Source organism: Bartonella senegalensis OS02 (genome assembly GCF_000312545.1).
Taxonomy (GTDB): domain Bacteria; phylum Pseudomonadota; class Alphaproteobacteria; order Rhizobiales; family Rhizobiaceae; genus Bartonella; species Bartonella senegalensis.
In genome coordinates this window covers 722246-748640 of sequence record NZ_HE997540.1, presented here as the reverse complement: position 1 = coordinate 748640, position 26395 = coordinate 722246, and the positions used below count along the sequence as shown (strand labels likewise).

The following is a 26395-nucleotide window of genomic DNA, read 5'->3' as shown; positions in this document are numbered from 1 at the left end:
AATAAAGAGAGTAAAAAATTTAATTAAACGAGCAATTTTTGCTTTACTAAAGCAGTCAGCTAATTAACCTCCTGTTGCAGAAAATAAGAGATAAGGAAGCGAAAAAACACCATTTGTTAAGCTAATAAGGCTTGGTTGGTATTCTAAAGCACTCCATGTGATAATGAGAAAAACTAAAGTATTTTTAACACAATTGTCGTTGAAAGCAGAAAAAAATTGGCTCCAAAACAAAGGTGCAAAAGCGCCTGAACTTAATAAAAAAGAACGATTATCTGCACTTAGAAAATTTTTCACAGGAGCCGAATTCTTTTCATTCATCTTTCTTCTCCTTATCGTTTAATTCTATACTCTGTAAAGAAACAGTATATTTCCAAAAAAAGAGAAAAATGATATGTTTTTTTAATTTCAAGTCAATAAAGGACTGTATTTCCTGTCTGGATAAAGGAATATAAACAGGTGAGAAAAGCAAAAAACGCTGTTAGAATTAATTACAGCTTTGTACAGATTATCATATTTCAATTTTAAAATGCGTGACACCTTTGAGTTAAATATGAAAGCATGAAATAATATAAAATAATGAAGAGGCGATAATTTTGTAATACATTTGACGACAGAGCGGTTTTTAACTGTTACCGATAAAGTGGTGAATTATTGAAATGATAAAAGAATGACGGATCAGAATAAGCCTTGATAGTGAATCTCTATAATTTCATGGAGGAATTGAAAGGGAGAAACATAAATCCAAAAAGATATAATTTTCAGAGGCAAATGGTTTAAAAATCTTTCTAATTCGAAATTTATGAATAAAAACCGATAATATATTGGCTTTCTTTTGATTCCATTATCGAAGAAGAGAGCTTTTGGAAAGAAGTCGTACTCTTATTCAGAAGAAATGTTCTTGAAGGTGCTTTTTCTTTTAATCCAGCTACGCAATTCTTCAATAATGATAGCAATAACACCAAGCGTGATAAAAGTATCTGCAAGATTAAAAACAGCAAAATAAAAGACATCGTCAATATAAAAGAGTATATAATCAATGACATAATAGAAACAGATTCGGTCAATAAGATTACCGATTGCACCACCAATAATAAGGGTAAGACCAAAGTGTGCTAAAGGTTTATTGTATTCGGTATTTTTCCACAACCATAAAAGAAAAATAAGAACGATGAGTGTAAGAAAAATAAGTGCCCAATGAGAAAAAGAGGAAAAAAAGGAAAATGCGATCCCAGAATTGCGTACATGATAGAGAGAAAGAAAAGGGAAAAGTGGGATCTCTGTTCCGAGGGGCATAGTGTGCATAACCCAGTACTTAACTGCTTGATCAATCCCTACTGTAAGAATTAAACCAAGAAGAAAAAAAGACAATGATTTGCGTGTCATATTATGGCCCTGTATAGTTCCAGTGTTAAATGTGCGGTTCTAATGTTAAAGAAGAACGGCGAATTTCATAAAGCATGAGAGCTGTTGCTACTGCGAGATTAAGAGAATCAGCACGTCCACTTTGTGGAATACGCACGAGTTGATCACAACGGTTTGCAAGAATATCTGGTAAACCTTGTTTTTCATTGCCCATTAAAAGGATAATAGGACCATTTTTGAAATCAATTGTACGATAATCAATAGATCCCTTTAAATGCGTGCCGACGATCATGCCTTTAAACTGGGTAGACCAGCTTAAAAAGGCATTTTCATCACAACGATAAAGTGGTACAGAAAAAATTGATCCCATTGTTGCACGCACTGTTTCAGGTGAGAAAGGATCTGTTGTTTCACCGATCAAAATAACACCTTTGGCTCCTACAGCATCAGCAGTACGGATGATAGTACCAAGATTTCCTGGATCACGCACTCGATCAAGCGCAACATAAACATCTTCAGCCTGTCCTTTGATCATTTCAAATGGTTGCCACTGTTGTTTAAAAATACCGATAACTGTCTGTGGATTATCACGTCGTGCGATAGATTCCATAATTTTTTGTGATGCTTTAATGACAAGACCACCGTTGGCTACAGTGCGTGCAGCGGTGTTTTCGATAGCAGCGTTACCAATTTTGCTTTTAGAAAAAATGAGTGTTTGTATTTTCCAACCAAGATTGAGAGCATCAATCACTAATTTAAACCCTTCAGCCATGAAAAGTCCTTCTCGATTACGATTTTTCTTCTGGCTAAGTGCTTTAAGGTCTTTAATGATAGGATTACTAAGAGAGGTAATGTCTTTAACCTTACCGATTTTGGGCATACACATGTTCAGACAATCCAACGGCTAAAAAGAGAAGTAGAAAGAGCGCGTCCAGCGGTTTCTTCACGCAAGATCAGTTCTCCTGATTCGATTGTACCACCAAGATTTATAAATTCATCACGCATAAGAGTGTGTAATGTATAGAAAGAAGCGCGGATAGAATAGGCTGTGAGTACCATGGCAAGAGGTTTATCAGAGAGAAGTTTGCGGCAGTTTGTGATCATTGTGGGTAAGTGATCGAACAGTTGCCAGATTTCACCATGAGGTCCACGTCCATAAGCGGGAGGATCAAGAAGAATCATATCATAAGTTTTTTGACGACGCAGTTCGCGCTCAACAAATTTTACAGCGTCATCACAAATCCAGCGAATAGGGCGATCTGATAACCCTGCTCTTTCTTGATTGGTTTTTGCCCAAGCAATGGCTTTTTTAGAAGCATCAACATGTGTTACATTTGCACCTGCACGTGCAGCAATCAAAGAGGCAATGCCTGTATAGCCAAAAAGATTAAGCAATTTGATAGGACGTTTGGCGTTGACAATTTGTTCTTCCATTGCACACCAATGGGCATCTTGCTCAGGAAAAACCCCCACATGACGAAAAGAAGTAAAACGGCCTAGAAAAGATAGTCCGTTCCAAGAAAGTGGCCATGTTTCCCAAAGCGGCTTTTTGGGAAAATGCCAACGACCAACACCTTCTTCTTCTCGATTTCCAGTGAAAATAGCATCAACATTCGCCCACTGTTTTTTTGATAAAGCTGGTTTCCATAGTGCTTGACCTTCTGGTCGAATAATACGGTAAGCTCCGTAACGCTCCAATTTTCGCCCATGACCAGAATCTATGAGAGCATAATCTGCACTTGACCCTGTTTCTAAAATAAGAGGCAATTTTTCCTGAGGATATATACCACTAGGGTGTGATTGAAAGCACTGCGCAAGCATATTCGGTTTCACAATAAAGCTCTTGAAAAAAACTATGTTAAAAGGCTCTTACAATTTCTATAATAGTATAAAGACCTTAAGTCGATTAAAACATTTATAGTAAAAAAGAGAAAGCTTATTTTTAATAATGTGCTAAACACCATGAGAGAAAGATTTCAGCGAACTCTCTTTATACTATATTAGTGATCGACATTTTTAATTTCTCAAGTTCCGCTTTACTTTCTTTAAGAGCTTTTTTGTATTTATGACATGTAAACCAATGCATTATGCTACTTAGTAAAATACCAAGACCGAAAAAAATAAACAGCCATATAAAAAGAGGAGCTTGATAAGTAAAATTTTCAGAATTGATTCGAAAAGGATCAAGCGTTAATGTAACTATTTGACGATTAGCGATGATAAAAGCAATTAAAAGAGCTGTTATGGGCACTAAAATAATTGCTAAAACGGTACGTTTGGTTGTCATCAATTTACTCACTGATTAAGCCGGTCGCGCAAATCTTTACCTGTTTTGAAAAAAGGGATCCATTTTTCTTCAACCATAACGGCTTCGCCTGTTCGTGGATTACGACCATTACGAGCTGAGCGACTTTTGACAGAAAAAGCCCCAAAACCGCGAAGTTCAACACGATTACCATTGGCAAGTGCTGTTGAAATTTCTTCAAAAATAGCATTCACAATATTTTCCACATCCCGTTGAAAAAGATGCGGGTTATGACGGGCAATAATTTGCACAAGTTCTGACTTAACCAAAATAACCTCTCTTCATACAAAAAAGATTCTTTTACAATATTACACTTCACACATATACATTACATTACATATATAAATAGACAAAAGCAAAATAAAACCAAGAAAAAACGAATTGCAAGAAACAAAATTTGAAAATACATCTTATAGGGATTATACAAGTCAAAAAACGCGGAATATTTAAGAGATTAGGAGAGTATGTCCGTACATAATCAGTCTAAAATTTTTTCAAAAAGTGAGAAATCGCCTTTTGAGGATGCTTTTAGAAAAGCATCGCGTCATTCGCGTAGTATTAGCATCTTAAAATTTTTGTTACCTTTCTGTGCCTTGACTGCAGGGGTGGTTTTTTGTTGGTTTACATTCTTTTTTGTTCCTGCTGCTTCTGATCCTGTGATTTTGAATGATGAAGAGAGCGGAATCATGAAGTTGACAATGCTTAATCCAAAATTAGAAGGTTACACACGTTCTCGTGAGCCCTATTGGCTCAAAGCGGAGAAGGCCTTTCAAGATCGTACACATTCTGGAATCATTGGATTGCAAAAGATTACAGCTGAGGCATTTGTAGGCAAACAAAGACGCGTTTTTCTTGATGCGCAAGGAGGAAATTACGATAATATCAATGGTTGTTTGCAATTAGATAAGCCCTTTAGCATTACAACAAATGATGGAATAATTGCACAATTTATGGCAGCAAATATTAATTTATCTGAGGGGCAATTAAACACAGATAAACGCGTGAAGATCCAACGTGCAGGGTTTCATCTTGCAGCAAATGCTTTGCAAATCCGAGAAAAAGGGCAAAAAATATATTTTCATGGCGGTGTACATTTAGTGCTTGACAAACAATGAGATCATATCAATACGAATCTTGAACTTATCTTTGATGAAAGAGGAATATGTATCTGTATGAAAAAAAATTGAAAGCGATAAGATGAAGCCGAAGAGATCATACAGAAAATGGATGGGTATTACTTTGGCCGTGAGCTTAGAAATCTTAGGTTTTGGAGCAGTTTCTGGACATGCTGAAGGTGCTCATTTTGGCATTCATCTGTCAAATGACAAAGAACCGGTGGAACTTTATGCAGATTCTTTAGAAATACGTGATAAAGAGGGGATAGCGCTTTTTAATGGTGATGTTTCAGTGATTCAAGGTGAACGTCTTTTGCGGACAGCAAAATTAGTAGTTTACTATAATAAGACGCATACAGGAGCTGATGAGGACCAAGAGAATATGAAGACAGCTTCGTCGGTTTGGTTTGGTTCGGCTGGTATTAAGAAAATGGAAGCTTTAGGAAAGGTTTATATAAAAATTGCCACACAAATTGCTACGGGTGATAAAGGTGTTTTTGACGGAAAGTCAAAAATGATGAGCTTAACAGGGAAGAATGTTGTATTAACCGATGGTGATAATGTGGCAACGGGATGCAAACTGACAGCAGATATGAAAAGTGGAAAGGCTTTTCTGGAAGGTTGTGAGACGTCTGAAAAAAAGGGTCGCGTTTCCATCATTTTTAAACAAAGTCAAAAGAATGGCCATTAAGATTTCATGTTTGGAATCAAAAGAAAAAAGCAAGCGGACAGACATGATTTTGCAAATAAGACTTTAAGAGAAGGCTTAAAGGGAACCTTGGTTGCCAGCCATTTGGTTAAAGTTTACCGTGGAAGACAAGTTATTAATGGTGTTTCTTTCGGTATTCGTACCGGAGAAGCTGTTGGCATTTTAGGTCCCAATGGTGCAGGCAAAACGACTTGTTTTTATATGGTGACGGGTCTTATTAAATCGGATGGAGGATCCATTAAAATTGATGGGTTTGATATCACGCATCTCCCAATGTATCGGCGTGCTCGTTTGGGTATTGGATACCTTCCGCAGGAAGCGTCGATTTTTCGCGGTCTTTCAGTAGAAGATAATATTAAAGCTGTTTTAGAGGTAGTCGAGAAAGACCGGCTTAAACGACGTGAAGATTTGGATGCCCTTTTGCATGAATTTAAAATTGACCATTTACGCAAGATGTCTGCTCTTTCCTTATCAGGCGGTGAGCGTCGACGACTTGAAATTGCGCGTGCTTTAGCCTCTCGCCCTAATTTTATGTTACTTGATGAGCCATTTGCAGGAATTGATCCTATCGCTATTTCTGATATTCAACAGCTTATTCGTTATTTAACGAAGCGTGGGATTGGTGTTTTGATAACGGATCATAATGTACGTGAGACATTAGGACTTGTTGACCGTGCTTATATCATTCACGCGGGACAAGTTTTAGTTCATGGTTCTCCTCATGATATTATCAACAACGCTGATGTACGCAGAATTTATTTAGGAAACCAGTTTTCTCTCTGATTCTACAGCTTTGGCTTTTCATCAAAACGCCTTTCTTCCCTATAGTCAATTTACGTGGCGTTTTTTATGCATTTTTGCTTATACTTAAAAGAATCATTTCATTTAAGCTAAAATCATGATGTGCACAAGTACTTCAAGATTTAGGCAATTAGACGCATCTCACAGGGATAAATGAAGAAGTTTTTTCTATAGATTTCTCTTCTATAATTAAGGAAAATTTATTGTAAGGTTGCAGAAACTGTAGAAATGTTATGAAGAGCTTCAAATAGATAAAAAGATGCAGCTTTGGAGGCGAGAGGAAGGTGAAGCCTTTTAGCCCGGTTATGCAATAAGATCTTCTATGGTGATTATGTTGATGATGTTTTTACTGGAAAACTCCTTAATTTATGCCTAAATTTTTTTATAATTGTAGTCTTAGACTCAATGTTTATTAGGTGAATGAAAAAAGTCTCATTACAATGAGGTGGTCTCGTTTTTTATCGGTTTTGTTTGCTTTTAATGGCACTCTGGAAAAGATATCGCTAGATTAACTTCATAATGAATGATAAAGAAAGCAACGCACGTTTTGTTGGAAGGCATATAACGTATTAATGATGCTGTTTTAGATATTTTGATGGTAGCACCATGGGTTTTACATATTATGGTTGTCAAAGAGGATGTATGGTGTTTTGTTGGTTTGCCTTGCGCATTTAAAAATTTGTGCACGATTGCGTATATCAGGCTAAATCTGCGTGTCTTTTTGAAATATCCGCTCAACGTATAAAAGCCTGTTGAGGTCATTGCTGTCTGTTAATATTCAAGCGTACAGAGTCCTTGTCAAAGTGAAGAGCCGTTTTGTCTCAGTATATTTATCACCTTATGGGAGCCCGTTCTTAAAAGGAAAAGAAAGATCTGATAAAGAATTTTATATCAACTTTTGTGTCTAGAAGATCGAAAGTTTGTGGGTAGAGGCCATTGTTCGGTATTGTAGGGAGATTATTTTATGGACTACACCGTTTCCTTGTTTTCTGATGCTATTAATGCAGAGCTTAGAGTTATTTATTATTGTTGTGCTGATCGTAAGTAATGAAATGAATTAAACCATAACCTGTTATGAACTGAAAAATAAATTCACATGTGATGATGTAAGAAAGTGACAAAAGACTTTAACTATCCATACCATTAACTGGTTTGAAGGTAGGCATTTGAGCATGCAAAAGGAAAATTAAAGTATGAATTTGAGTGAGTTAATTGCACCTGAAGCTGTTATTCCGGCTCTTAAGGCGAATTCTAAGAAACAGGTTCTGCAAATTTTAGCCGAAAAAGCTGCCCAGTTAACAGGTCTTAATGAGCGTGTGGTTTTTGATATTGTTTTGCAACGTGAAAAACTAGGTTCAACGGGTTTGGGCGGTGGTATTGCCATTCCTCATGGAAAACTTCCTGATATTAATCGAATTATTGGAATATTTGCGCGTCTTGAGAGTCCGGTTGATTTTGAAGCGCTCGATGATGAGCCTATTGATCTGGTTTTTCTTCTTTTGGCACCTGAAAATGCTGGTGCCGATCATTTAAAAGCATTATCACAGATTGCGCGTTTTTTGCGTCATTCTGATGTTGTTCAAAAATTGCGTAATACGCATGATGCCCATGCACTTTATGCTTTATTGATTCAGAATTCAACATCCAACGCAGCTTAAAAGTTTGTGTGATGGACACATGTTGCTGGGAGTGTACGAAACAGACTTAAAAAAGGAAGAATTTGTCCTTAAAGAGTTGACAATACTGATTGCATCAGGCGCTTTATAAAAATTATTCTCAAAACAATTCTCTTTTTGAAGAGCAAGCGGCAGGAATAACCGCTGACTTTTTTATGTTTCATATATGAAGCATTTATAAATCTATTCTGAGTTAACCTTATTTAGGGGTATTCATCTGTGGTGAGATTTTTATTGGTTCTTAAGTTTCAGATGGATAAGGATATGTTTTATCTAAGAGATTAAGAAGAGGTCAATTTTTTAAGGACAAGTTTGATATAAATGTTAGCTGTTGCAAAGAGCTAAGAGCGAAAGACAGTGTTATACAGTAAGGGTAAGGGAATGAAGATTGTAGATTTTTAGATGAAGAGGGATTTTTTGTGCATGTAAAGCTTATTCAAACTTGGCTTCATTGATGAAGGGGTTGTTTCAAAAATATAGGTCGGAAAGTGTAAGCACTGTTGTGGCAAAAGGAGGCGGGTGTTTTTGTTGATAAATTCTAGTGAAATGTGATGGTTGTGTTGGCAAAAACTCCTTGAAAGTTTTGGTGTAAGAGAGTGAATGTTCTCTAATATATTAAAAGAGTATGTTAAAGCGATTTAAATTGCTGGTTGTGAGAAATTGATAATGTTTAAGTTTAAAGCATATGGTAGTAAGAGAAAATGGTTTCAAAGGAGGTAAAATGATATGCGGTGATTGGGCAAGGAATGAGATGCTCAGTGTTTCATGATTAATATACTGATCTGTAGGTTTTTCGCAAAAGGATTTTAAAATCGTCGAAAGCGGTATCTGGAAAATGTTGAATAAGAAGCATAAACGCGCTAAATTGGAAGAGAAAGAGGCTATTTTGCGCTTTTTATAAACGCAAAGGCATTGGGGGTTTTGAGTTTATTGATGCTATTCAAAAAGTTGTAAAATTTGGAGTATTCTTTAAAGGGATACGTTTTCAAGTTTTTGCAAGAGGTTGCTTATGTACAGAGAGCGGAGTTTGTTTCTTAGGCAAAGGAAGGGTATGTTGACACTTTGTTTGAAAATACCATTGCTTAAAGAAGGAGTTTTTTATACAAAACGAAATTAAGGGTTAAGCAGTGAAATAAAATCAAAATATTGTTTTTCAATCGGGTTATGAAATAAAAAATTCATGTTTTAGTAACAACTAAAAGATCACAATGAGAGGTCAAAATCTGTTTTGATTGATGCAAGAATATTTCGTTTGTTGAGGTTATTGGGACAACATCCCTGAGACAGTTATTGAGCTTGTTGAAGGAAGGGAATGTTATTAGAGACTAAAGAAGAGAGCTAAATGAAGATGTTTAAAAGAAAAATTATGGCTGTATTTATAATGGTTCTTATTTCTACTGGAGCAACATGTGCTCAAGCACCAAGCCGTTTAGATCAATTTGGAGCATGGGGAGCTTATTCTTATAAATCGCCCAAAAATACAATTTGCTATGTGTTGTCTGTACCTTTGGAGTCTTTTCCAACCACTGTTAAGCATGGCGATAATTTCTTTTTAGTTACTAAGCGTTCTCATTCACCTCTTTCATTTGAGCCCCAGTTCATGGCAGGTTATCCATTGAAAGAGGGGTCAAGAGTTACCGTAACCATTGGAAATAAAGAATTTGATTTTTTCACCAAAGATTCATCAGCTTGGTTAGCATCACCAGCACTAGAAAAGCAGCTTGTTTCTGCGATGCGTGCTGGAAAAAGTATGACAGTGAGTGCACTTTCAAAACGGGGAACACAAACGACTTATACTTACTCCTTAAAAGGTGTAACAGCCGCATTAAATGCGGCACAAAAATGCCATTAAGGTTTTTGTAACTCTAAAATAGCGATGTAAATTGGAAAAAATGGCTGTTTCATATGATCTCAGACCAATTGGTGCATGTCCGGCACGAGTGTCAGATAATGTTATTGTGAAAGAGAGAGATAAACTCTCTTTAATTGGTTTATCGCAGGACGAAATGGTAGAAGCTTTAAAGACAATTGGTGTTCCAGAACGCCAAAGGCGTATGCGTGTGCGTCAACTTTGGCATTGGCTTTATGTGCGTGGTGTTTCAAATTTTGATGAAATGCTCAATATTTCTAAGTCAATACAAGAAATTCTTAAAAGTCATTTTTCCATTGCGCGCCCAGAAATTGTTGGGGAACAAATATCAAAAGATGGTACGCGTAAATGGCTCTTGCGTTTTCCAGCACGCGGTGCTGGCAGGCCTGTGGAAATTGAAACGGTTTATATTCCTGAAGAAGGGCGTGGTACCTTATGTCTTTCATCGCAGGTCGGGTGTACCTTAACTTGTTCTTTTTGTCATACGGGAACGCAGGTTCTTGTTCGCAATCTCACAGCGGAAGAAATTTTAGCGCAACTATTGGTTGCACGTGATCGTTTGGGTGATTTTCCTGATAAGAAGACTCCTGATGGTGCGATTGTTCCAGTGGAAGGACGCAAAATCACCAATATTGTTATGATGGGGATGGGAGAACCGCTTTATAATTTTGAAGCGGTAAAAAAAGCTTTATTAATTGCTTCCGATGGGGATGGACTTTCTCTGTCGAAGCGTCGGATTACGCTTTCAACCAGTGGAGTTGTTCCTGGAATTATCCGAACCGGAGAAGAAATTGGGGTTATGTTGGCAATTTCACTCCATGCGGTGCATGATGCGCTAAGAGATATGCTTGTTCCAATCAATAAGAAATACCCACTTTCCCTGTTAATGGATGCTTGTCGTCAATATCCTGGTCTTTCCAATGCGAAGCGAATTACATTTGAATATGTGATGCTAAAAGATGTCAATGACAGTTTGGATGATGCCAAGCGGTTGGTGCAGTTACTGAAAGGGATTCCTGCGAAGATAAACTTAATCCCTTTTAATCCGTGGCCTGGCAGTAATTATCAGTGTTCTGATTGGGAGCAAATCGAGCGTTTTGCTGATGTGGTTAATCAAGCAGGCTATGCTTCACCTATCCGGATACCGCGTGGCCGCGATATTTTAGCGGCATGCGGTCAACTTAAATCTGCTTCAGAGCGTTTACGAAAATCTGAACGTTTGCAATGAGAATGTGGAGTTAACAGTCTGTAACTCAATATTCATCGATAAGGATACTGAGAGCAAAACTTGTGAAAATCCCTGCGACGAGCCAGTCAAGAAAACGAAGATAAGAAGGATTTCGTTTTATTCCTTGAGAGAGTTTATGGGCCATAAAAACTATAGAGATATTAATAGGCAAAGAAATAGGGATATAAGAAAGACCTAAAATAAGGAGTTTTTGTGTGACCATAGGGTCATTCGCATCAATAAATTGTGGCAAAAAAGTCATATTAAAAAAGAGGACTTTAGGATTTAAGAGATTAATTGCAATAGCAGTAAAATAATTTCGTTTAAGGCTTTGGTGTTTTGGTGATGTCTTTTTGAAAGACAAGGTTGAAGGTTTATACAGCGTTTGAATAGCAAGCAACAAAAGATAAAAGGCTCCCATAATTTTGAGAAGAAAAAAAACGCGTGGTGAGGTAAAAATAAGTGCTGATAAACCGAGAGCTACAGCAACAACTTGGATAGCAAAACCTGTCGCACTTCCAAAAGCACACATAATTCCAGCTTTTTTATTTTGTGCCATAGTACGTCCTACCGACAGCATAATATCAGGTCCTGGAATAAGGGCTAGAACCAATGATGCTAAGGAAAACTGTACAATAATGTGCCATTCAGGAAGAAATGACATGTAAACCTCTTTAATTTTTAAAAAGATGCTCACAATTTACATCTTTATATAAATATTTTTTATTCTTTTTCATTTTTTTGCATCTTTTAAATATCACTTAAAGGAAATTTGTTCTCATAATTTACATCATTTTGATTTTTAAGTAGCAATAAAGAAAACCAATAATAGAGAGCTTTAAGATAAAAAATGTAAAAAAATTATTTCGGGTTTAATTCAGAAGGTTTGTCTATGTCAATCATTCTGAAATAATTACAAAACAAATGAGGCGCTGAAGTTGTAATATATCTGATTGAGGGTGGTGATAAGAGTTAGCACTTTTATACTCGTAAAGGTAGAAATACTAGGTATTAAAGAAATCTCTCTTGAAGATTTGCGTAAAGAATTTGTGTGCAGTTTTATTTTTCTGATCTTTCGAGTGAATGCCTTTTATGAAGAGATTTATCTTTTGGGAAACGTTAATTGCTCATCCACTTTTTTCAAACTTATTGAAATTTCTAAGGAAATAGATGAAAATGCAATTTTCATGGGCAATAAATAGGAAATGGTAATGAATGAAGAGAGTTTTAAGTTTCCTGCTTGTGCTCAAAATTTTGATTCATGGTGTGATAGGCTTTTTCAGAGTTTGATGAATTTGATGAGTTTTGTACATGCATATTAAATTCTGATGAAAAAGGATAAGCAAGCTGAGATGCCTTTTTCGGTTGATGCAGATTTTTTTGCATTCATCTTCAGAGGAAAATTTTAAAAGATACAGCACCTCCTACTCTTGAATATGTTGCATATGCGGACCTTTAACTAAAAGCTGTCTCAGATCAAAAAACCATAATAACTCTTAATTTTAAAAAGGCGATAGTATTTCGATCAATGGGAAAAGTGTCTATTTATGCGAATTTACTGTCTGAGTTGAATAATTATGGATGCAACTAAAACAGTATTGACTATTGAGATTTGTGAGAAAATGCTTTTATCGGCACTTAGCATTTATGAGATTTAACAAGAACCATTCTTTTGATGGCTTACCATGCAAGGGAATTTTTGACCTTGGATAAGAAAGCAATGCATTTGAAAGATGAATGAATACTCCAGTAGACAATGCATTGATTGATAAGGATAACTCATTATTTTACAGATTAAATAGAAGTCATGATATCTTAAAATTGTCTCATTCCAAACCCTCTTATATTGAATCAATTAAAATTACTCGCTTACATCTCACAAATAGGGCTGGCATGCGGGTAAAAAACCAGTGAAAAAATGATTAAAAATGCCTTTCATGAATTGTCTCAAGTTCCAAGGGTTATCGGCAACACTTTGAGCTGGTGAAGAGAACGATGGTGCCGGTTTTCTGCTTCATAAGCGTAAAGATAGTGATGCACAATGGTTGTTACGCTCGTCGGAACGCATTTATTATAGCTTTTGCTTTTTCACTGAGTGCAAAATGTGGCAGGCGAAGTTATATGAAAACTTTATAAGGGTAATGTAATTGCTAAAGGGCACTAAAGCAAAAATAGTCACGTTACTCCGCTAAATTTGCAATTTTTGAGGATAATGAAAACACTCATGACCTAAAAAAGTGCAGCCAGTTTTACGAAATTAAATGCCCTATCTTTACACATGTTGGCAGCACGTTGACCAGAATTGAAATAAACAGTCTTATGAAAATATTCTTACAATATAATTAAAAGGGTGATTTTGTATAAAACGTTCAATTTTGTCATTTTTCTAACTTATTGATGTTAGTAAATAGTTTATCTGTCCAATTTTTAGTTCGATGCTAGAGGATTTTTTTTCTTGCAGATAAGTGTAATAGGCAAAGCCTAGAATAATGGCAATTAAAACACCAATAATCAAAATAAGAAAATTACGATTCATAATATTTGTACTTCATTGATATAAAAATAAAAGAGCATACAACGAAAAGAATAGTGCAAAGGCTTGTCATAACAAGAGCATAATAAAGAGATTTTTGATAGCTTTTTGCTTGCTATTATTGACGAATAAATTCAAGAACCATACACCATACCATGAAAGAGTTTAATTTTTTAGGATAAAGATGATGATGCGTGATCAGAGTGATGCCCTTAGCCTTACGCTAGAATTAAGAGATGCAGCTGTTCAATCGAGAGCTTGGCCATTTGAAGAAGCACGTAAGATTATCAAACGGTATGAAAAGACAGGGTATCCAGAGTATGTGATATTTGAAACAGGTTATGGACCTTCTGGTTTGCCGCATATTGGCACTTTTGGAGAAGTAGCACGTACCACCATGGTGCGTCATGCATTTCAGATTCTTACTGAGAATAAAGTGAAAACAAAACTGTTTTGTTTTTCTGATGATATGGATGGTTTGCGCAAAGTTCCTGATAATGTACCAGATCGTGAGAAGATGGAAAGCTATCTTGGTCAACCGCTGAGCCGCATACCAGATCCTTTTGGCGATATGTATCCTTCTTTTGGAGCGGCAAATAATGCACGTTTGCGCACTTTTCTTGATCGTTTTGGTTTTGATTATGAATTTGCCAGTGCTACCGATTATTATAGTTCCGGTTGTTTTGATGAAACACTCTTAAAAATACTTGCTTGTTATGACAAGGTGATGGCAATTGTTTTGCCTACATTGGGTGAAGAACGGCGCGCTACTTATTCACTCTTTTTACCGATTTCTCCTTTTTCTGGAAAAGTACTACAGGTACCGATGATTTCTCGTAATGTTGAAAAAGGTACTGTCACCTACATTGAGCCTGAAACAGGAGAAAGCATTGAAACGGAGGTGACAGGAGGAAAAGTTAAATGCCAATGGAAGGTGGATTGGGCAATGCGCTGGACAGCGCTTGGGATTGATTATGAAATGGCAGGAAAAGATCTTATCGATTCCACAAATCTTTCTTCTAAAATTTGTAAAGTACTTGGTGGAAAGCCACCTGAAGGATTTAACTATGAGCTTTTTTTGGATGAGAAGGGGCAGAAGATTTCCAAATCCAAAGGAAATGGCTTAACCATTGATGAGTGGTTAACATATGCTCCCACAGAAAGTCTTGGGCTTTATATGTTTGCAAAACCCAAAACAGCAAAACGACTTTATTTTGATGTTATTCCAAAAGCCGTTGATGAATATTATGCGCATCTTTCAGCTTATGGTCGCCAAAAATGGCAGGAGCGGCTTAATAATCCGGTATGGCATATTCATAATGGTTGCCCTCCTCAGAGTGATTTACCTGTATCCTTTGCTCTGCTACTGAATTTGGTTAGTGCTTCAAATGCAGAGAATAAAGAAGTGCTCTGGGGTTTTATTTCTCGTTATGCTAAAGGAGCCAATGCACAAAATTATCCGGAACTTGATCAATTGGTGCAATTTGCCCTCAAATATTTTGATGTTTTTGTTAAGCCAAACAAAAAATTTCGAGCACCAGATGACAGTGAACGTACAACGTTAGCGCAAATTGATGCAAAATTAGCCAGTTTACCTGAAAATGCCGATGGAAATGCGATTCAAAATGCGCTTCTTGATGTTGCACGTTTAACGGAACGTTATCAAGATCATAACAAAAAAAGTCCTGAAGGGGGACCAGGGGTTTCAAATGTTTTTTTTCAAATGCTCTATGAAATACTTTTAGGGCAGGAGAGAGGACCAAGATTAGGATCCTTTATTGCCTTGTATGGAATTAGTGAAATGCGGGCACTGATTACTGAAGCGCTTGCGCGACCTATGGGGGAATAATGGAAAAGAGAACGCAAGAAGTAAAGCGACGTCGCACATTTGCGATTATAGCACATCCAGATGCAGGAAAAACAACATTAACGGAAAAGCTTTTATTATTTGGTGGGGCTATTCAGCTTGCTGGTGAGGTAAAAGCAAAAAAGGATCGTATTCAAACCCGTTCCGATTGGATGCACATTGAACGGGACCGCGGTATTTCGGTTGTGACATCGGTGATGACGTTTGAATATGAAGATCATATCTTTAATTTGTTAGACACTCCAGGTCATGAGGATTTTGCTGACGATACCTATCGCACTCTCACAGCGGTTGATAGCGCTATTATGGTGCTCGATGGGGCACGCGGAATTGAGCCTAGAACACTGAAATTATTTGAAGTCTGTCGGATGCGGGATATTCCTATTGTTACTTTTGTCAACAAAATGGATCGTGAGGCGCGTGATCCTATAGAACTTTTAGATGAAATTGAAGAAAAACTTGCTCTTGATACCGCACCAATAACTTGGCCAATTGGTACGGGTAAAGATTTTGTTGGAACATTTGATCTGCATCATAATCGTTTTCGCCAAAAAGATGATGAGGTGACACAACAGGCGGTTTCTTGCCCGGATGAGGTGGCAAATTTACTTCCTGAAAACCAACGCTTGTCTTTTATCGAAGGCGTAGCGCTTGCACGAAGTGCCTGCAAAAATTTTGATCTTCAAGCTTTTCAGGAAGGACATATGACACCGGTTTATTTTGGTTCAGCTTTACGAAATTTTGGTGTTCGTGATTTGATCAATGCATTGGTTGCTTTTGGTCCAAGTCCTCGTGATTAGGGTGCAGATCAACGCACTGTGAGATCCACGGAATCTCAAATGACAGGGTTTGTGTTTAAAATTCAAGCGAATATGGATCCTAATCACCGTGATCGTATTGCATTTTTTCGGGTCTGTTCGGGAACACTTGAACGGGGCATGAAAACAAAGTTGGTACGAACAGGAAAACCCATGACACTTTCGGCACCGCAATTTTTCTTTGCACGTTCACGCCAAATTGCTGATCAAGCCTATGCTGGTGATATTGTAGGCATTCCTAATCATGGAACGTTGCGTATTGGTGATACCTTGACAGAAGGAGAAAATATTCTTTTTAAAGGAGTACCCAATTTTGCACCAGAAATTTTGCGTCGTGTTTGTTTAGGCGATCCGATGAAAGCAAAAAAACTGAAAGAAGCTTTGCAACAAATGGCTGAAGAAGGTGTCGTGCAATTATTTATTCCTGATGATGGTTCTCCTTCTCTCATTGGTGTAATTGGTGCTTTGCAAATTGATGTTTTAAAGGAGCGACTTAAGATAGAATATGGATTGCCAGTGAGTTTTGAACCAGCACGTTTTAATATATGCCGTTGGATTTCAGCACAAAGTAAGGATGAGATGCAAAAATTTCTCACCAATCACCGTTCTGCCATTGCTCATGACCTGGAAGGCGATCCAGTTTTTTTAGCAGAAAATCATTTTTCATTGAATTATGAAGCGGAGCGAGCACCGAAGATAAAATTTGCAGCTTTTAAGGATTATCAGAGACGTTCTGAATAAACAGGTCTCTTTTTTGTCAGAAAAGAATTGTTTAAAAAAACCAAACCAAGGGGAGCGGTAAAACCGCTCTCCTTTTTAGAAAAATTACTATGAGAAGGCTTAACCAATCCCCTCTTTAATCCATTCAGAAACACGCCCTTTAGAAGCAGCTCCAACCATATTTGATGCAATATTTCCACCTTTAAACATCAATAAGGTAGGAATCGAACGCACGCCATATTGGGTAGCCAGTTCCGGATTTTCATCGATATTCACTTTGGCAATTTTGACTTGATTTTGCATTTCCATCGAGATTTCATCTAAAATTGGAGCAATCATTTTGCAAGGACCACACCACTCTGCCCAAAAATCAACCACAACAGGGGTAAAAGAGGTCAAAACTTCACTTTCGAAATTGCTCTTATCAACTTTTATACAGGTCATTGATTTATCCTTTATATTCATCTTTATAGATTGGTACGATAACGCTTCATATCAAGTTATTGCAAAGATAAATAGAAAAAGCTTTTCTCGGCTTATCAAGCAATTTCATCAAGAAGCACATCGAGTTTTTCCGGAGGAATTTTAAAAATTTTCACTTGCTTACTGTAAACAAGAAGAGCTTGAACATCTTTATCGGGATGAATTGTTTGTAGCAATTTTCGGTAAAGAGCCATTTGCAGCAAATAGTGTGGAGCAATAGCGGCCTCATTTTCTGGTGGTGCTCCCGTTTTAAAATCAGCAAAGATGATACTGTTGTCTTTGATGTAGAGACGGTCAATTTGTCCGGAAATTGCTTGTTCTTTGCCATGAATTTTTACAATACCCATTAAGGAGACTTCAGCACGCGAATGTTCAGAGAAGAGGGGTTTAAGATAGGAATGATCTAAAATTTGCCAAACATGACAAAGAGCTTTCTCTCTCTCTGTTTCCTGCCAATGAGAAGCTCTGGTATTGAGATAATGCTGGGCGTAATGGCGCTGTTTCTGAGGGGGGCAATTGGGCAAATATTGCAGCAAATGGTGAATAATATTACCATACTCAATGGAAAAGGCTTTGTTGGTGTTTGTTTCTCCTAAAAGAGGGGAGAGGCTCAAATATTTGGGGTTAGAAGAAATCTCAGGATCAGCTTCAATAGAAAGGCTAGCAACAGAGGGCCTCAACGGTTTTGGTAGAGCTGGTTCTACTGGAACTTTATGGGAGAAAAAAGCGGGCAAAGATGCGGGTGTTTGGCACTCAGCACAAGGTACTTCTTGTTTTATAGGGGTAGAAGGAGAAGTTGTAATGCAATAACGCCAAGCCGCAATATCTTCTGCTGGACCTTTTATAGCAACGGCATGCGGTTTGAGAGCGTTCTTTACCAATTCTAGCCATGTATGAGGGTAGATTTTCTCACCGCTATATCCGCAAACGATCAATTGATCTTCAGCACGTGTCATTCCTACATAGAGAAGACGCCTATATTCTTCTGCTGCGCGTTCTTTTAGGTATGACAGCGCTTGTTGAGAGAGTTTTGTATCAAATTTTTTATTGGGACGCCAAATAAACGCCTGTTGGTCGCTCCATTGCCCATAATTTGAAGGAGCTTTAAGCAAGTGGGGTGCGTGTTGAGGGTGCCAAATTGCACTCCCCGGATCCACCAGAAACACAACAGCAGCTTCTAGTCCTTTTGCGGCATGCACAGTCATAATACGAACTTCTTCATGATTTTGATCAAATTCTCGTTTAATTTCTGGATCATTTGCAGTGAGTGTTTCCAAAAAAGCCTGTAATCCTGGTAAACCGGTTTTTTGAATAGTAAGTGTGTAATCTATAAAAGCATCAAGCACATCATTTGCTTCAGATCCTAAGCGAGAGAGGATTTTTTGTCGTCCCTTATCATTGTTTAAAATATAGCTATAGAATTCAAAAACCGGTATTTTATCCACGAGAGTGCGATAATGATTCAAATTTTCGAAAGCATTTTTAAAAGATTCGTGTGATGAGGCATGCATACAAAGACTTTGCCAAAGAGAGTCTGTACGGTGGGCAGCAAGTTGATAAAGTTCCTCTTCGTTAAGCGAAAAAAGTGGACTTTTTAAAACACAAGCAAGAGAAAGATCATCTTGTGGTTGCAAGACGAACCGTGCTAGCGCCATTAAATCACGCACACTCATATGTTTGGTAAGTTGTAAACGATCGGCACCTGCGACGGGAATATTGCGGTATTTAAGGGCGCGGGAAAGCGCAGAAACAAAGTGATCCCGTTTGCGTACCAAGACCATAATATCACCAGCATGCATGAGGCGTCCTTTTGCTGGAAGCATTTTTCCATTGTGTAACCAGTCGGCAATAGTTTCAGCAATTTTCTCTGCCAAACGTATTTCCGGTGTATCTAAATGATCAACGCTTGAATGCCAATCATCAGGAAACTCACTTTTTTCTCTGGAGAGAGCATCCCATACAATAACCTCTCCTGGGCTGTGGACACGGATCGCTTCATGCACGGTTTTTATATTGTCTGCTGAAAGTCCTTTATAATTTTCTGGTGTTTCAAAAACAAGATCCACACTTTTAAGGACCTCAACTGTAGAGCGAAAAGAATAATTGAGTTGTATTTTTTCAAATTTCTGATTCACCTGCTGCACTTTTTTTTGAATCACGCGTCCGTTTTCGGCAAAATTTTCTGGGGCAGCACCTTGAAAAGAATAGATGGATTGTTTTTCATCTCCAACAGCAAAAAGAGTGCGTATATTGGTGCGTTGACTGTGACCTGTAAAAAATTCTTGCGCCAAAAGCTGAATAATTTGCCATTGCTCAGGGTTTGTATCTTGTGCTTCATCAAGCAAAATATGATCAAGACCACTATCAAGTTTATAGTGTACCCATTGGCTTGCACCTTTACGCTGTAACAAATGGAGTGTACGTTCGATGAGGTCATCAAAATCTAAAAATCCGTTGGCTTTTTTGAGATTGGCAGTGATTTTAAGATATATGGCACAAAGCTGAAACGCAGCCTTATTAAGCGTGGCGATTTTTGCGCATTGATATTTTTCTAAAAGAATAGAAAGCTTGCTTTGTTTGTCTTCAATCAGTTGTTGAATAAAGGGCCAAATTTCATCTGATTTTTTACAAGACAAACATGAAAAATTACGCGGTTCCCCTTTTTTTGTAAAATAAATATCGGAAAGAGTATTAATAATGTTTTCTTCGTCACGAGCCTCTTCTAATTGAGAAAATTTCGCGATCATTTCCTTAAGGCTCTTATTGCCATAGGTTTTACAATGAGTAAGAGCATAAAGAGGCAGACGAGCATTCTGTTGAATTTTTTCTAACAATCTTTGGTTTGTTTCATCGGGTTCTAAATGAAAAAGCGCACGCAATCGCTTTTCCCCATTTTCAGAAAGAATAGAGGTCAAAAAATCAGAAAGTTTATGTTGTTTTTCCGTTGCTTCATAAAGTAATTGATTAAAAGTGTGCTCACTGATAACTTTAAGCAGCTGTTTTAAAGCAAACTGTGCATCTTTATGTTTCAAAAGCTGGCGGCGCGCTTCTTGGAAGAGTTTTTTTCGACTGATATCATCAAGCAGTTCGAAATGTCCAGCAATATTGGCTTCTAGCATAAAGTGATGCAAAAGGGATTCGCAAAATGCATGAATCGTTTGAATTTTTAAGCCCCCCGGTGTTTCTAAGGCACGAGCAAAGAGTTGACGCGCATAGATGAGTTTTTGCGCAGTAATGGGTTTCTTTTCAAGTTGCGATAAAGTTTGTTGCAGCTGTATGTCGTCCAGTTCATTCCAGCTGGAAAGTGTGCGAAAAATTCGCGATTGCATAACGGCAGCGGCAGCGTTCGTATAAGTAAGGCATAAAATACGTGCTGGAGGGGTACCGTTTAAAAGCAAACGAATAACGCGCTCACTTAAAACATGGGTTTTTCCAGACCCAGCATTGGCAGAAACCCATACATTTGTTTTTGGATGTGTTGCCGTTGCTTGTGCATCAAGGGCTGCTTCAGGAATAGAAAAAAGAGTCATGATTGATCTGCTTTATGAAAACCGTTGGACCATTCCCATAAGCGCGCCAAATGGTCATAGTCACCTTCATATTCTTTTTTTAAAGGAACTGCGTTTGAAAGATAACCTTGTTGTGGATTTTGATAATAATCCATTAATGCGATAAGATGTTTCCATGCTTTTTCACAAAGATCAATGGCGTTTTGGTGATTTTTTGTGTCTTTATTTGAAAAAATTAACTGGGACGTGATTTCCCCTTTTACATTGAGGGCGATGTAAGATAAATTTACAGGGGTAAGATCTTGAAAATCTGTAAAAGCGCCTTGCATAAGCAAAGCTGCTTCCAATGCCAATTGTGGAAATAATAAATCGCGCACTTGTTTTGATGAAGGGGGAGTGCTGGTTTTAAAATCGAGTATTTCAACCATTTTTCCCGGCAATACATCAATCCGGTCAGCACGTCCTGAAAGGGTTACACCTGTAGTCCCTATGGGTATTTTTTGCGATACCACTTCAGCATACCGTTCTCGAGGTCCTAAACTTTGCTCCCATTCGATAAAAAATGGAGCAAGATTTTCAAAATTATTCCACCAGATTGCTTCAATATCTGCAGGCAAATTGAATTTATCAAATTCTTGACGTCCAATATTAAGGAGCACATCAAGGACATTGGCACCATTTAGATTTTTTACTTGTTGACAAAAAGCGGCGAGAATAGCGTGATAAAGCGTTCCACGTTCAGAAGCACCAGGGGCATGGGTGAGAGGTTTAAGCGGTTTAAGCCGCAAGATTTTTTTTGCATAAATAGCGTAAGGATCATAGCGCAACGTTGCGATTTCAGTGACAGAAAAATGGCGAGGACGCACATCAAGGGGTGGTACAGGACAAGGACGTTTCGCACCGGCAATGATATTTGTCTGATCAAGCATTTTTGCCCAATGAAGAAATATTTCGCCTCGTGCACGGATTTTTTTCCAGACCTGTTTTCCTATAACCGTTTCTAAACGCTGTAACCAGCGTGAAGGAAGTGAAGGCGTATGGTTCACCCGTAGGGCTCGACTCATCACCACTTTATTCATTCCCATAGCCCATTGAAAGTCATGGGCAGAAAGACCAATACGCTTTTCTGGTGGTTCAAGGGTTAACATCATTTTCATCGTTCGCGATAAAAAAGCATCATTACGAGTTGTAATAGGCCATGATCCTTCATTAAGACCACCGATAACCACGGTATCAACGGTTTGCAAACGTGATTCTAAGGTTCCCCAAATGAACAAGCGCGGATGTCCTCCGGGAGAAGGTGTTACGGAGCGCATTGCTATAAGGGCTGAAAATATAGCGGGCCATTCACAAAGTGGAAATTTTAATTCCGATTGATCACTTACCAATTCACGCAAAAAAGTTAAGAGAGCTTGACCTTCTTCATGTTGATAAAGATGGGCAAGAGCATTGTTTTCATCACGCCCAAAGTTTTCAAATACTTCAATCGTTGCTAATATGGTTTCATTGATAGTACACGCTCTCTCTTGTTTTATAAGGCAGGCTAAAGGTTCGATAGCTTTGACCAAGAGATGACAAAGCAGACGTGCTTCTTCACACTTTTGTTGGTCAAGAATGTCACCTTCAGAAGTTTTATGGGAGTATATTTCTATCCATGTTTCAAGAAATTTGTCACATTCACAAAGATTAATACAGCCCGTATTTCCTCGAAGAACAAAGAGTTCAAAATTTTCTGCCATTTCGCGTAAGCGATGACGGCTTTGTCTTAGAGTTGTAAGTGGATGTTTAAGAAGCGAAAGAAAAGCAATAGGATCACCAGGCTGAAATATATTTTCTAAAAGAAGCCGGAACAAGGTTACAGGCAACGTTTGTGCAAGTGGTATTCCACCTGAATCATTTGCTTCAATTCCAAAGCGCTGTAATTCAGCTGCGACACGACGAGCTAAATTACGGTCATTTGTAATAAGAGCTGCGGTTTTTTGAGGTTCTTCAATAGCATTGCGTAAAGCAACAGCAATGGCGAGCGCTTCTTCGCGCTCATTTATAGCTTCAATGAATGACCAATTTTCACAAATGTTTTCATAATCATCGCGGGCAATTTGTACCCAGCGCTCTGTTGTAGAGGCTGGTCGCAGTGCTTCTGATAAAAGAGCCGCACGCCTTTTCTTTATTGCGCTTTGTTGACCAATTTCACGCACATCAATGCGGTGACATCCTATAAGAGAGAGAAGTTTTTTTAAGTGATATTGAGGATGGCTAAAAGCATTTTCTGCACGATCGAAAACATTACAAGTTGTTTTTTCTTCGTTGATTGTACCCAATGCCTCCCATTGTTCTTCATCCATATGAAGATCAAGTCCAGGAAGAACAACAGCTCCTTTTGGTAGAGAAGCAATGACCTTTAAAAGATGAGAGACTGCGGGAATAGAACCTGATACACCAGCTGCAAGTATAGGTTTGTTAGACTGTGTTTGCCATAAAGTCTCGGCGTGCATTTTAAGTATTTGATTACGCCATTCCGCTGGATTACTCCGCCCTCTTTCTTTTAAGATTTTCGGCCAGCTTTGTGTAACAATGGTGAGGAAATCAAGTGTTATTTGCCACCATTCGGCGACCATATCGGGGGAAATTTCTTTAAGTTTTGACCAATCTGCTGCTTCTGTTTCCATTTCATCCATCAACTGTGCTAAATCCCGGGCAAGCCAAATTGCATCAGCAGTATGAGCAGGAATAAGCACGTCTTCTGTACCAAACATGGCGCGCAAATGATCAGGTAAATTTTTGCGCCAAGGGTGAATGAGACGCGCTAAAAGCAGGAGGCGTTCACTTTCTCCAATGGGAGGATTGAGAGTGTTGGTATAGTTTTCAACAAAAAGGGAACTATCCTCATCCACATCTCCTAGGGCACGAATGGTTGGCAAAAAGGTTGATTTTGTGTCACTTCTTTCAACAAAGGTCGTACGCAAAGCCCGAGCAGCACGGCGCGTTGGTACATAAATGAGGGTATCTGCAAGAGCGGCTTGGATATCCCCATTTGGGGCAAAGTCATCAATAAGCGTACCAGAGAGTAATGCATCAACAAAATGCGGTAGAAAAGCAGTTCCCGAAGAAATAGAAAAAACACGCGGCTTATAGGTCATGTGATCTCATTTGAGCTGTATGGAAAGATTCCATCTTATTGATTATTTGCATCATCCTTACTGTATACAATTTTTATGAAGGAACAAAACTGAAAAGCTGTATCTATACGGAAGATTTTTGCTTTTAATTTATGAAAAAAATATTGAATCGTATCTTTCACGCTATTTCAGGTTCTAAGCAAATAATTGTTGGAGAAATTTTATAAGACTTGAGTCATCGTGCAAAAAGATAAAGAGATTCTCTGATACTGTTTAACCAAGAATTGGTTTCAATCCATTATTGAGCTTAGACAGGTAATATTTAGATAGGAAATATAAGGAGTAAAATTTTCAAAGGCTTTGCATTTGCAGTTCTCTCATCAGTGAGTGAATAGAATAAAAAAATAATTTATTCTGCTGTTTATACAGTGTAAAATGAAAAGGCTCATGACTCATGACATAAGGCATCGCGTTTGCAAAAAAAATTGCTCCATAACATTATGATACCTAAATAGTTATTTTTGAAAATATAGGTTTATCTCTCATTGAAGATTTGCAAAAAGAAAATGGAAACAGTTATATGTGCATCCTTTAGGTGGCATAAATCCTCTAATTAACAAGAGAGTTTGTTTCATAGAATGGGAAATACGTCCACGGGTTAAATATGACGGTTTTAACCTATAGAGAACAGAATAGATCGTGCTGAATTATGCAATACAGCAAATTTTGCAGCTAAGTGAATTCTCAATAAAGCGGCTAAAACCTTAAAAATAATCAGAAATGCATCCGAATAGCGGAAAAATACTAACAGAAAACAGATAAGTTCAACAAGCACTTATGCGAAGGGAGCACAATCAGCGCGCGTTAGTTTCTAAGCAACTCATATTTTGCGTAAAAAATACCAACGATATCATATAATATAGTTTTTATGCACTATCAATTCACACGTATCCGAAGTCCGATCAATCCGACCTAAATCAAGAAAATCAATAAGTCCTAGCGATTTTTCATCTAATAATTGATTGGATTCAATAACCGTTTTGGGATTATCTCTAGCTATATATTCACGAATTTCATGAGGCTATTTTAGTCCAAATTAAAATCAATACATTTTATTCCATTATTAAACATCGATCATGTTTTTTGGGATATTTCTTCGCTCTTTCCGTTCAGCAGTGTCTCTTTTTACTTCCTCTAAAAGAGATTATATCTTCATACATTGCAGATATGGCTATTATAAACTTATTTCCTACATCAAAAGTCATGGACACTTTTTTCGTTATGTTGCTGGATGAACTCAGCTATGTAATCGCGTAAAAATTGCCTCACTGGGGATTTTTTGCTACCTTAGAAAATTCATTTTTCAGCGTTTTTTCAGCACAATAAATTAAAAGTTTTATCTATCATATCATCCTTCTAATTTTACTATACAATAATGCAACACATTCTAATAATTAGTTTAGTTTTACCAGCAATTAAGTTAGCAGAGATTTTATTGTTCAAACTACCACCGCTCCATCCATAAACCAAAATAGCACTTTTGCACTGGAACTCTCTTTTTTTTAAATTCTAGCGAAGCCAGTTCTTTTTAGATTTTGTTCACGTAATTTTTAAGGCTGATAAAATCATAGGGAAGATAATTTATATATGACCAGCTTGCCATTTTACGCTTATAGATAAAGTTTACCCACAGGCTGCTTATGTGACCTGATGGATAAACCTGCTTTGTGGAAAATTATAACTTTTTATAGCAACGCGTTCGCATCTCTCACTTAACGAAAGCGCACTATCATGATACCATAGCTTTGTTTTCTACGTGAGCGACGCGAATGCGCCGCTTAACACCATCTCCGTTTCGACTTGTCGAAACGAGGATAGACAGAAAATGACTGATTTTTGCAGACAAAAAATTTTCTCCCTTAAATCATTAGAAAGCATAAAAATCAAATACCATAAAATCAATATGATAAATGAGTGACAGTATTCTCTGAAGAGCACACGGTCAGATGCAAAAAATAACTGTCTAGAACAGTGTGTGTTCATGTCGCAAAAACTACTTTAAACGCAAAAAGACCGTTATCAACATTTATGTAAAAAGGATTAAAATCGCATGAAGCGTAGGCAAAATTAACAGTTAAAAAGCTTTATGCGGCTGGATTGATGCACGTATGAGTATCACAGACCGGTCAGTATAGTGTTGTCTCTTAGTTCAACTCTTGCGAAATTAATGGGGGGTGCTGTTATGATAATACGGTGCTCCTTAGAAATCCTGAAATTAGA

General features: G+C 37.6%; 18 protein-coding genes and 1 pseudogene. 8 read left to right on the top strand and 11 right to left on the bottom strand.

The features are described from left to right. Window positions 1-63 precede the first annotated feature (63 nt). From BN200_RS09590 to ihfB, 6 genes are all read right to left on the bottom strand, one after another. Complete coding sequence (locus tag BN200_RS09590; protein ID WP_244426859.1) at window positions 64-318, bottom strand: hypothetical protein; 255 nt, start codon at window positions 316-318, stop codon at window positions 64-66. A 561-nt stretch (window positions 319-879) separates the two neighbouring features. Then, entirely contained in the window at window positions 880-1383 is a 504-nt protein-coding gene (gene lspA / locus BN200_RS02905; protein ID WP_019220944.1) for a signal peptidase II, read from the bottom strand. 25 nt (window positions 1384-1408) lie between these two features. Continuing rightward, window positions 1409-2248, bottom strand: coding sequence for a TrmH family RNA methyltransferase (locus BN200_RS02900; protein WP_019220943.1), 840 nt, complete (start codon window positions 2246-2248; stop codon window positions 1409-1411). A gap of 2 nt (window positions 2249-2250) precedes the next feature. Further along, the gene (locus BN200_RS02895; protein ID WP_019220942.1) at window positions 2251-3183 is read right to left on the bottom strand and encodes an RsmD family RNA methyltransferase; all 933 of its coding nucleotides are present in this window, start codon (window positions 3181-3183) and stop codon (window positions 2251-2253) included. A 169-nt stretch (window positions 3184-3352) separates the two neighbouring features. Beyond that, window positions 3353-3649 (bottom strand): LapA family protein, encoded by a 297-nt coding sequence (locus tag BN200_RS02890; protein ID WP_019220941.1) that lies wholly within the window; start codon window positions 3647-3649, stop codon window positions 3353-3355. Between the two features lie 8 nt (window positions 3650-3657). Beyond that, window positions 3658-3936: an integration host factor subunit beta gene (gene ihfB / locus BN200_RS02885; protein WP_019220940.1), complete on the bottom strand. Its 279-nt coding sequence runs from the start codon at window positions 3934-3936 to the stop codon at window positions 3658-3660. Between the two features lie 195 nt (window positions 3937-4131). On the opposite strand from ihfB, the gene lptC reads away from it, so the two are divergent. The 6 genes from lptC to rlmN all read left to right on the top strand — a co-directional run bounded on the left by lptC (window position 4132) and on the right by rlmN (window position 11066). Next, window positions 4132-4782 (top strand): LPS export ABC transporter periplasmic protein LptC, encoded by a 651-nt coding sequence (gene lptC / locus BN200_RS02880; RefSeq protein ID WP_019220939.1) that lies wholly within the window; start codon window positions 4132-4134, stop codon window positions 4780-4782. 82 nt (window positions 4783-4864) lie between these two features. Continuing rightward, window positions 4865-5473 (top strand): LptA/OstA family protein, encoded by a 609-nt coding sequence (locus BN200_RS02875; protein WP_034988666.1) that lies wholly within the window; start codon window positions 4865-4867, stop codon window positions 5471-5473. Between the two features lie 6 nt (window positions 5474-5479). Then, window positions 5480-6274 carry an LPS export ABC transporter ATP-binding protein gene (lptB, locus tag BN200_RS02870; RefSeq protein WP_019220937.1) on the top strand — a complete coding sequence of 265 codons (795 nt, stop codon included), beginning with the start codon at window positions 5480-5482 and terminating at the stop codon, window positions 6272-6274. Between the two features lie 1211 nt (window positions 6275-7485). Further along, entirely contained in the window at window positions 7486-7950 is a 465-nt protein-coding gene (ptsN, locus tag BN200_RS02865; RefSeq protein ID WP_019220936.1) for a PTS IIA-like nitrogen regulatory protein PtsN, read from the top strand. 1360 nt (window positions 7951-9310) lie between these two features. After that, window positions 9311-9820 carry an invasion associated locus B family protein gene (locus BN200_RS02860; RefSeq protein ID WP_019220934.1) on the top strand — a complete coding sequence of 170 codons (510 nt, stop codon included), beginning with the start codon at window positions 9311-9313 and terminating at the stop codon, window positions 9818-9820. Window positions 9821-9860: 40 nt separating this feature from the next. Continuing rightward, a complete protein-coding gene (gene rlmN, locus BN200_RS02855; protein WP_034988889.1) occupies window positions 9861-11066 on the top strand; it encodes a dual-specificity RNA methyltransferase RlmN in 1206 nt (401 codons plus the stop codon). Window positions 11067-11091: 25 nt separating this feature from the next. On the opposite strand, the gene BN200_RS02850 is transcribed toward rlmN, so the two are convergent. Next, window positions 11092-11730, bottom strand: a complete 639-nt coding sequence (locus BN200_RS02850; protein ID WP_019220932.1) for a LysE family translocator — start codon at window positions 11728-11730, stop codon at window positions 11092-11094. Between the two features lie 1722 nt (window positions 11731-13452). Continuing rightward, complete coding sequence (locus BN200_RS09115) at window positions 13453-13602, bottom strand: hypothetical protein (protein ID WP_154645968.1); 150 nt, start codon at window positions 13600-13602, stop codon at window positions 13453-13455. 184 nt (window positions 13603-13786) lie between these two features. Between BN200_RS09115 and BN200_RS02840 the strand changes: the two genes are divergently transcribed. After that, window positions 13787-15448 (top strand): lysine--tRNA ligase, encoded by a 1662-nt coding sequence (locus tag BN200_RS02840; protein ID WP_034988887.1) that lies wholly within the window; start codon window positions 13787-13789, stop codon window positions 15446-15448. Next, window positions 15448-17025 (top strand): annotated as a pseudogene (locus BN200_RS02835) (peptide chain release factor 3). Before BN200_RS02840 ends, BN200_RS02835 begins: the two are co-directional and overlap by 1 nt. A 99-nt stretch (window positions 17026-17124) precedes the next feature. Here BN200_RS02835 and trxA read toward each other — a convergent pair. The 3 genes from trxA to addB form a co-directional block, all read right to left on the bottom strand. Further along, the gene (gene trxA / locus BN200_RS02830; protein ID WP_019220925.1) at window positions 17125-17448 is read right to left on the bottom strand and encodes a thioredoxin; all 324 of its coding nucleotides are present in this window, start codon (window positions 17446-17448) and stop codon (window positions 17125-17127) included. A 95-nt stretch (window positions 17449-17543) separates the two neighbouring features. Then, window positions 17544-21017, bottom strand: a complete 3474-nt coding sequence (gene addA / locus BN200_RS02825) for a double-strand break repair helicase AddA (RefSeq protein ID WP_019220924.1) — start codon at window positions 21015-21017, stop codon at window positions 17544-17546. Beyond that, on the bottom strand, window positions 21014-24136 hold the full coding sequence (addB, locus tag BN200_RS02820) for a double-strand break repair protein AddB (RefSeq protein ID WP_019220923.1): 3123 nt from the start codon (window positions 24134-24136) through the stop codon (window positions 21014-21016). Before addB ends, addA begins: the two co-directional genes overlap by 4 nt. Between the last annotated feature and the right edge of the window lie 2259 nt (window positions 24137-26395).

Excerpts from the sequence above, each read along its gene's own strand:
- BN200_RS09590 (WP_244426859.1), bottom strand. The coding sequence starts at position 318 with ATGAATGAAAAGAATTCGGCTCCTGTGAAAAATTTTCTAAGTGCAGAT.
- lspA (WP_019220944.1), bottom strand. The coding sequence starts at position 1,383 with ATGACACGCAAATCATTGTCTTTTTTTCTTCTTGGTTTAATTCTTACA.
- BN200_RS02900 (WP_019220943.1), bottom strand. The coding sequence starts at position 2,248 with ATGTGTATGCCCAAAATCGGTAAGGTTAAAGACATTACCTCTCTTAGT.
- BN200_RS02895 (WP_019220942.1), bottom strand. The coding sequence starts at position 3,183 with ATGCTTGCGCAGTGCTTTCAATCACACCCTAGTGGTATATATCCTCAG.
- BN200_RS02890 (WP_019220941.1), bottom strand. The coding sequence starts at position 3,649 with ATGACAACCAAACGTACCGTTTTAGCAATTATTTTAGTGCCCATAACA.
- lptC (WP_019220939.1), top strand. The coding sequence starts at position 4,132 with ATGTCCGTACATAATCAGTCTAAAATTTTTTCAAAAAGTGAGAAATCG.
- BN200_RS02875 (WP_034988666.1), top strand. The coding sequence starts at position 4,865 with ATGAAGCCGAAGAGATCATACAGAAAATGGATGGGTATTACTTTGGCC.
- lptB (WP_019220937.1), top strand. The coding sequence starts at position 5,480 with ATGTTTGGAATCAAAAGAAAAAAGCAAGCGGACAGACATGATTTTGCA.
- ptsN (WP_019220936.1), top strand. The coding sequence starts at position 7,486 with ATGAATTTGAGTGAGTTAATTGCACCTGAAGCTGTTATTCCGGCTCTT.
- BN200_RS02860 (WP_019220934.1), top strand. The coding sequence starts at position 9,311 with ATGAAGATGTTTAAAAGAAAAATTATGGCTGTATTTATAATGGTTCTT.
- rlmN (WP_034988889.1), top strand. The coding sequence starts at position 9,861 with ATGGCTGTTTCATATGATCTCAGACCAATTGGTGCATGTCCGGCACGA.
- BN200_RS02850 (WP_019220932.1), bottom strand. The coding sequence starts at position 11,730 with ATGTCATTTCTTCCTGAATGGCACATTATTGTACAGTTTTCCTTAGCA.
- BN200_RS09115 (WP_154645968.1), bottom strand. The coding sequence starts at position 13,602 with ATGAATCGTAATTTTCTTATTTTGATTATTGGTGTTTTAATTGCCATT.
- BN200_RS02840 (WP_034988887.1), top strand. The coding sequence starts at position 13,787 with ATGATGCGTGATCAGAGTGATGCCCTTAGCCTTACGCTAGAATTAAGA.
- trxA (WP_019220925.1), bottom strand. The coding sequence starts at position 17,448 with ATGACCTGTATAAAAGTTGATAAGAGCAATTTCGAAAGTGAAGTTTTG.
- addA (WP_019220924.1), bottom strand. The coding sequence starts at position 21,017 with ATGACTCTTTTTTCTATTCCTGAAGCAGCCCTTGATGCACAAGCAACG.
- addB (WP_019220923.1), bottom strand. The coding sequence starts at position 24,136 with ATGACCTATAAGCCGCGTGTTTTTTCTATTTCTTCGGGAACTGCTTTT.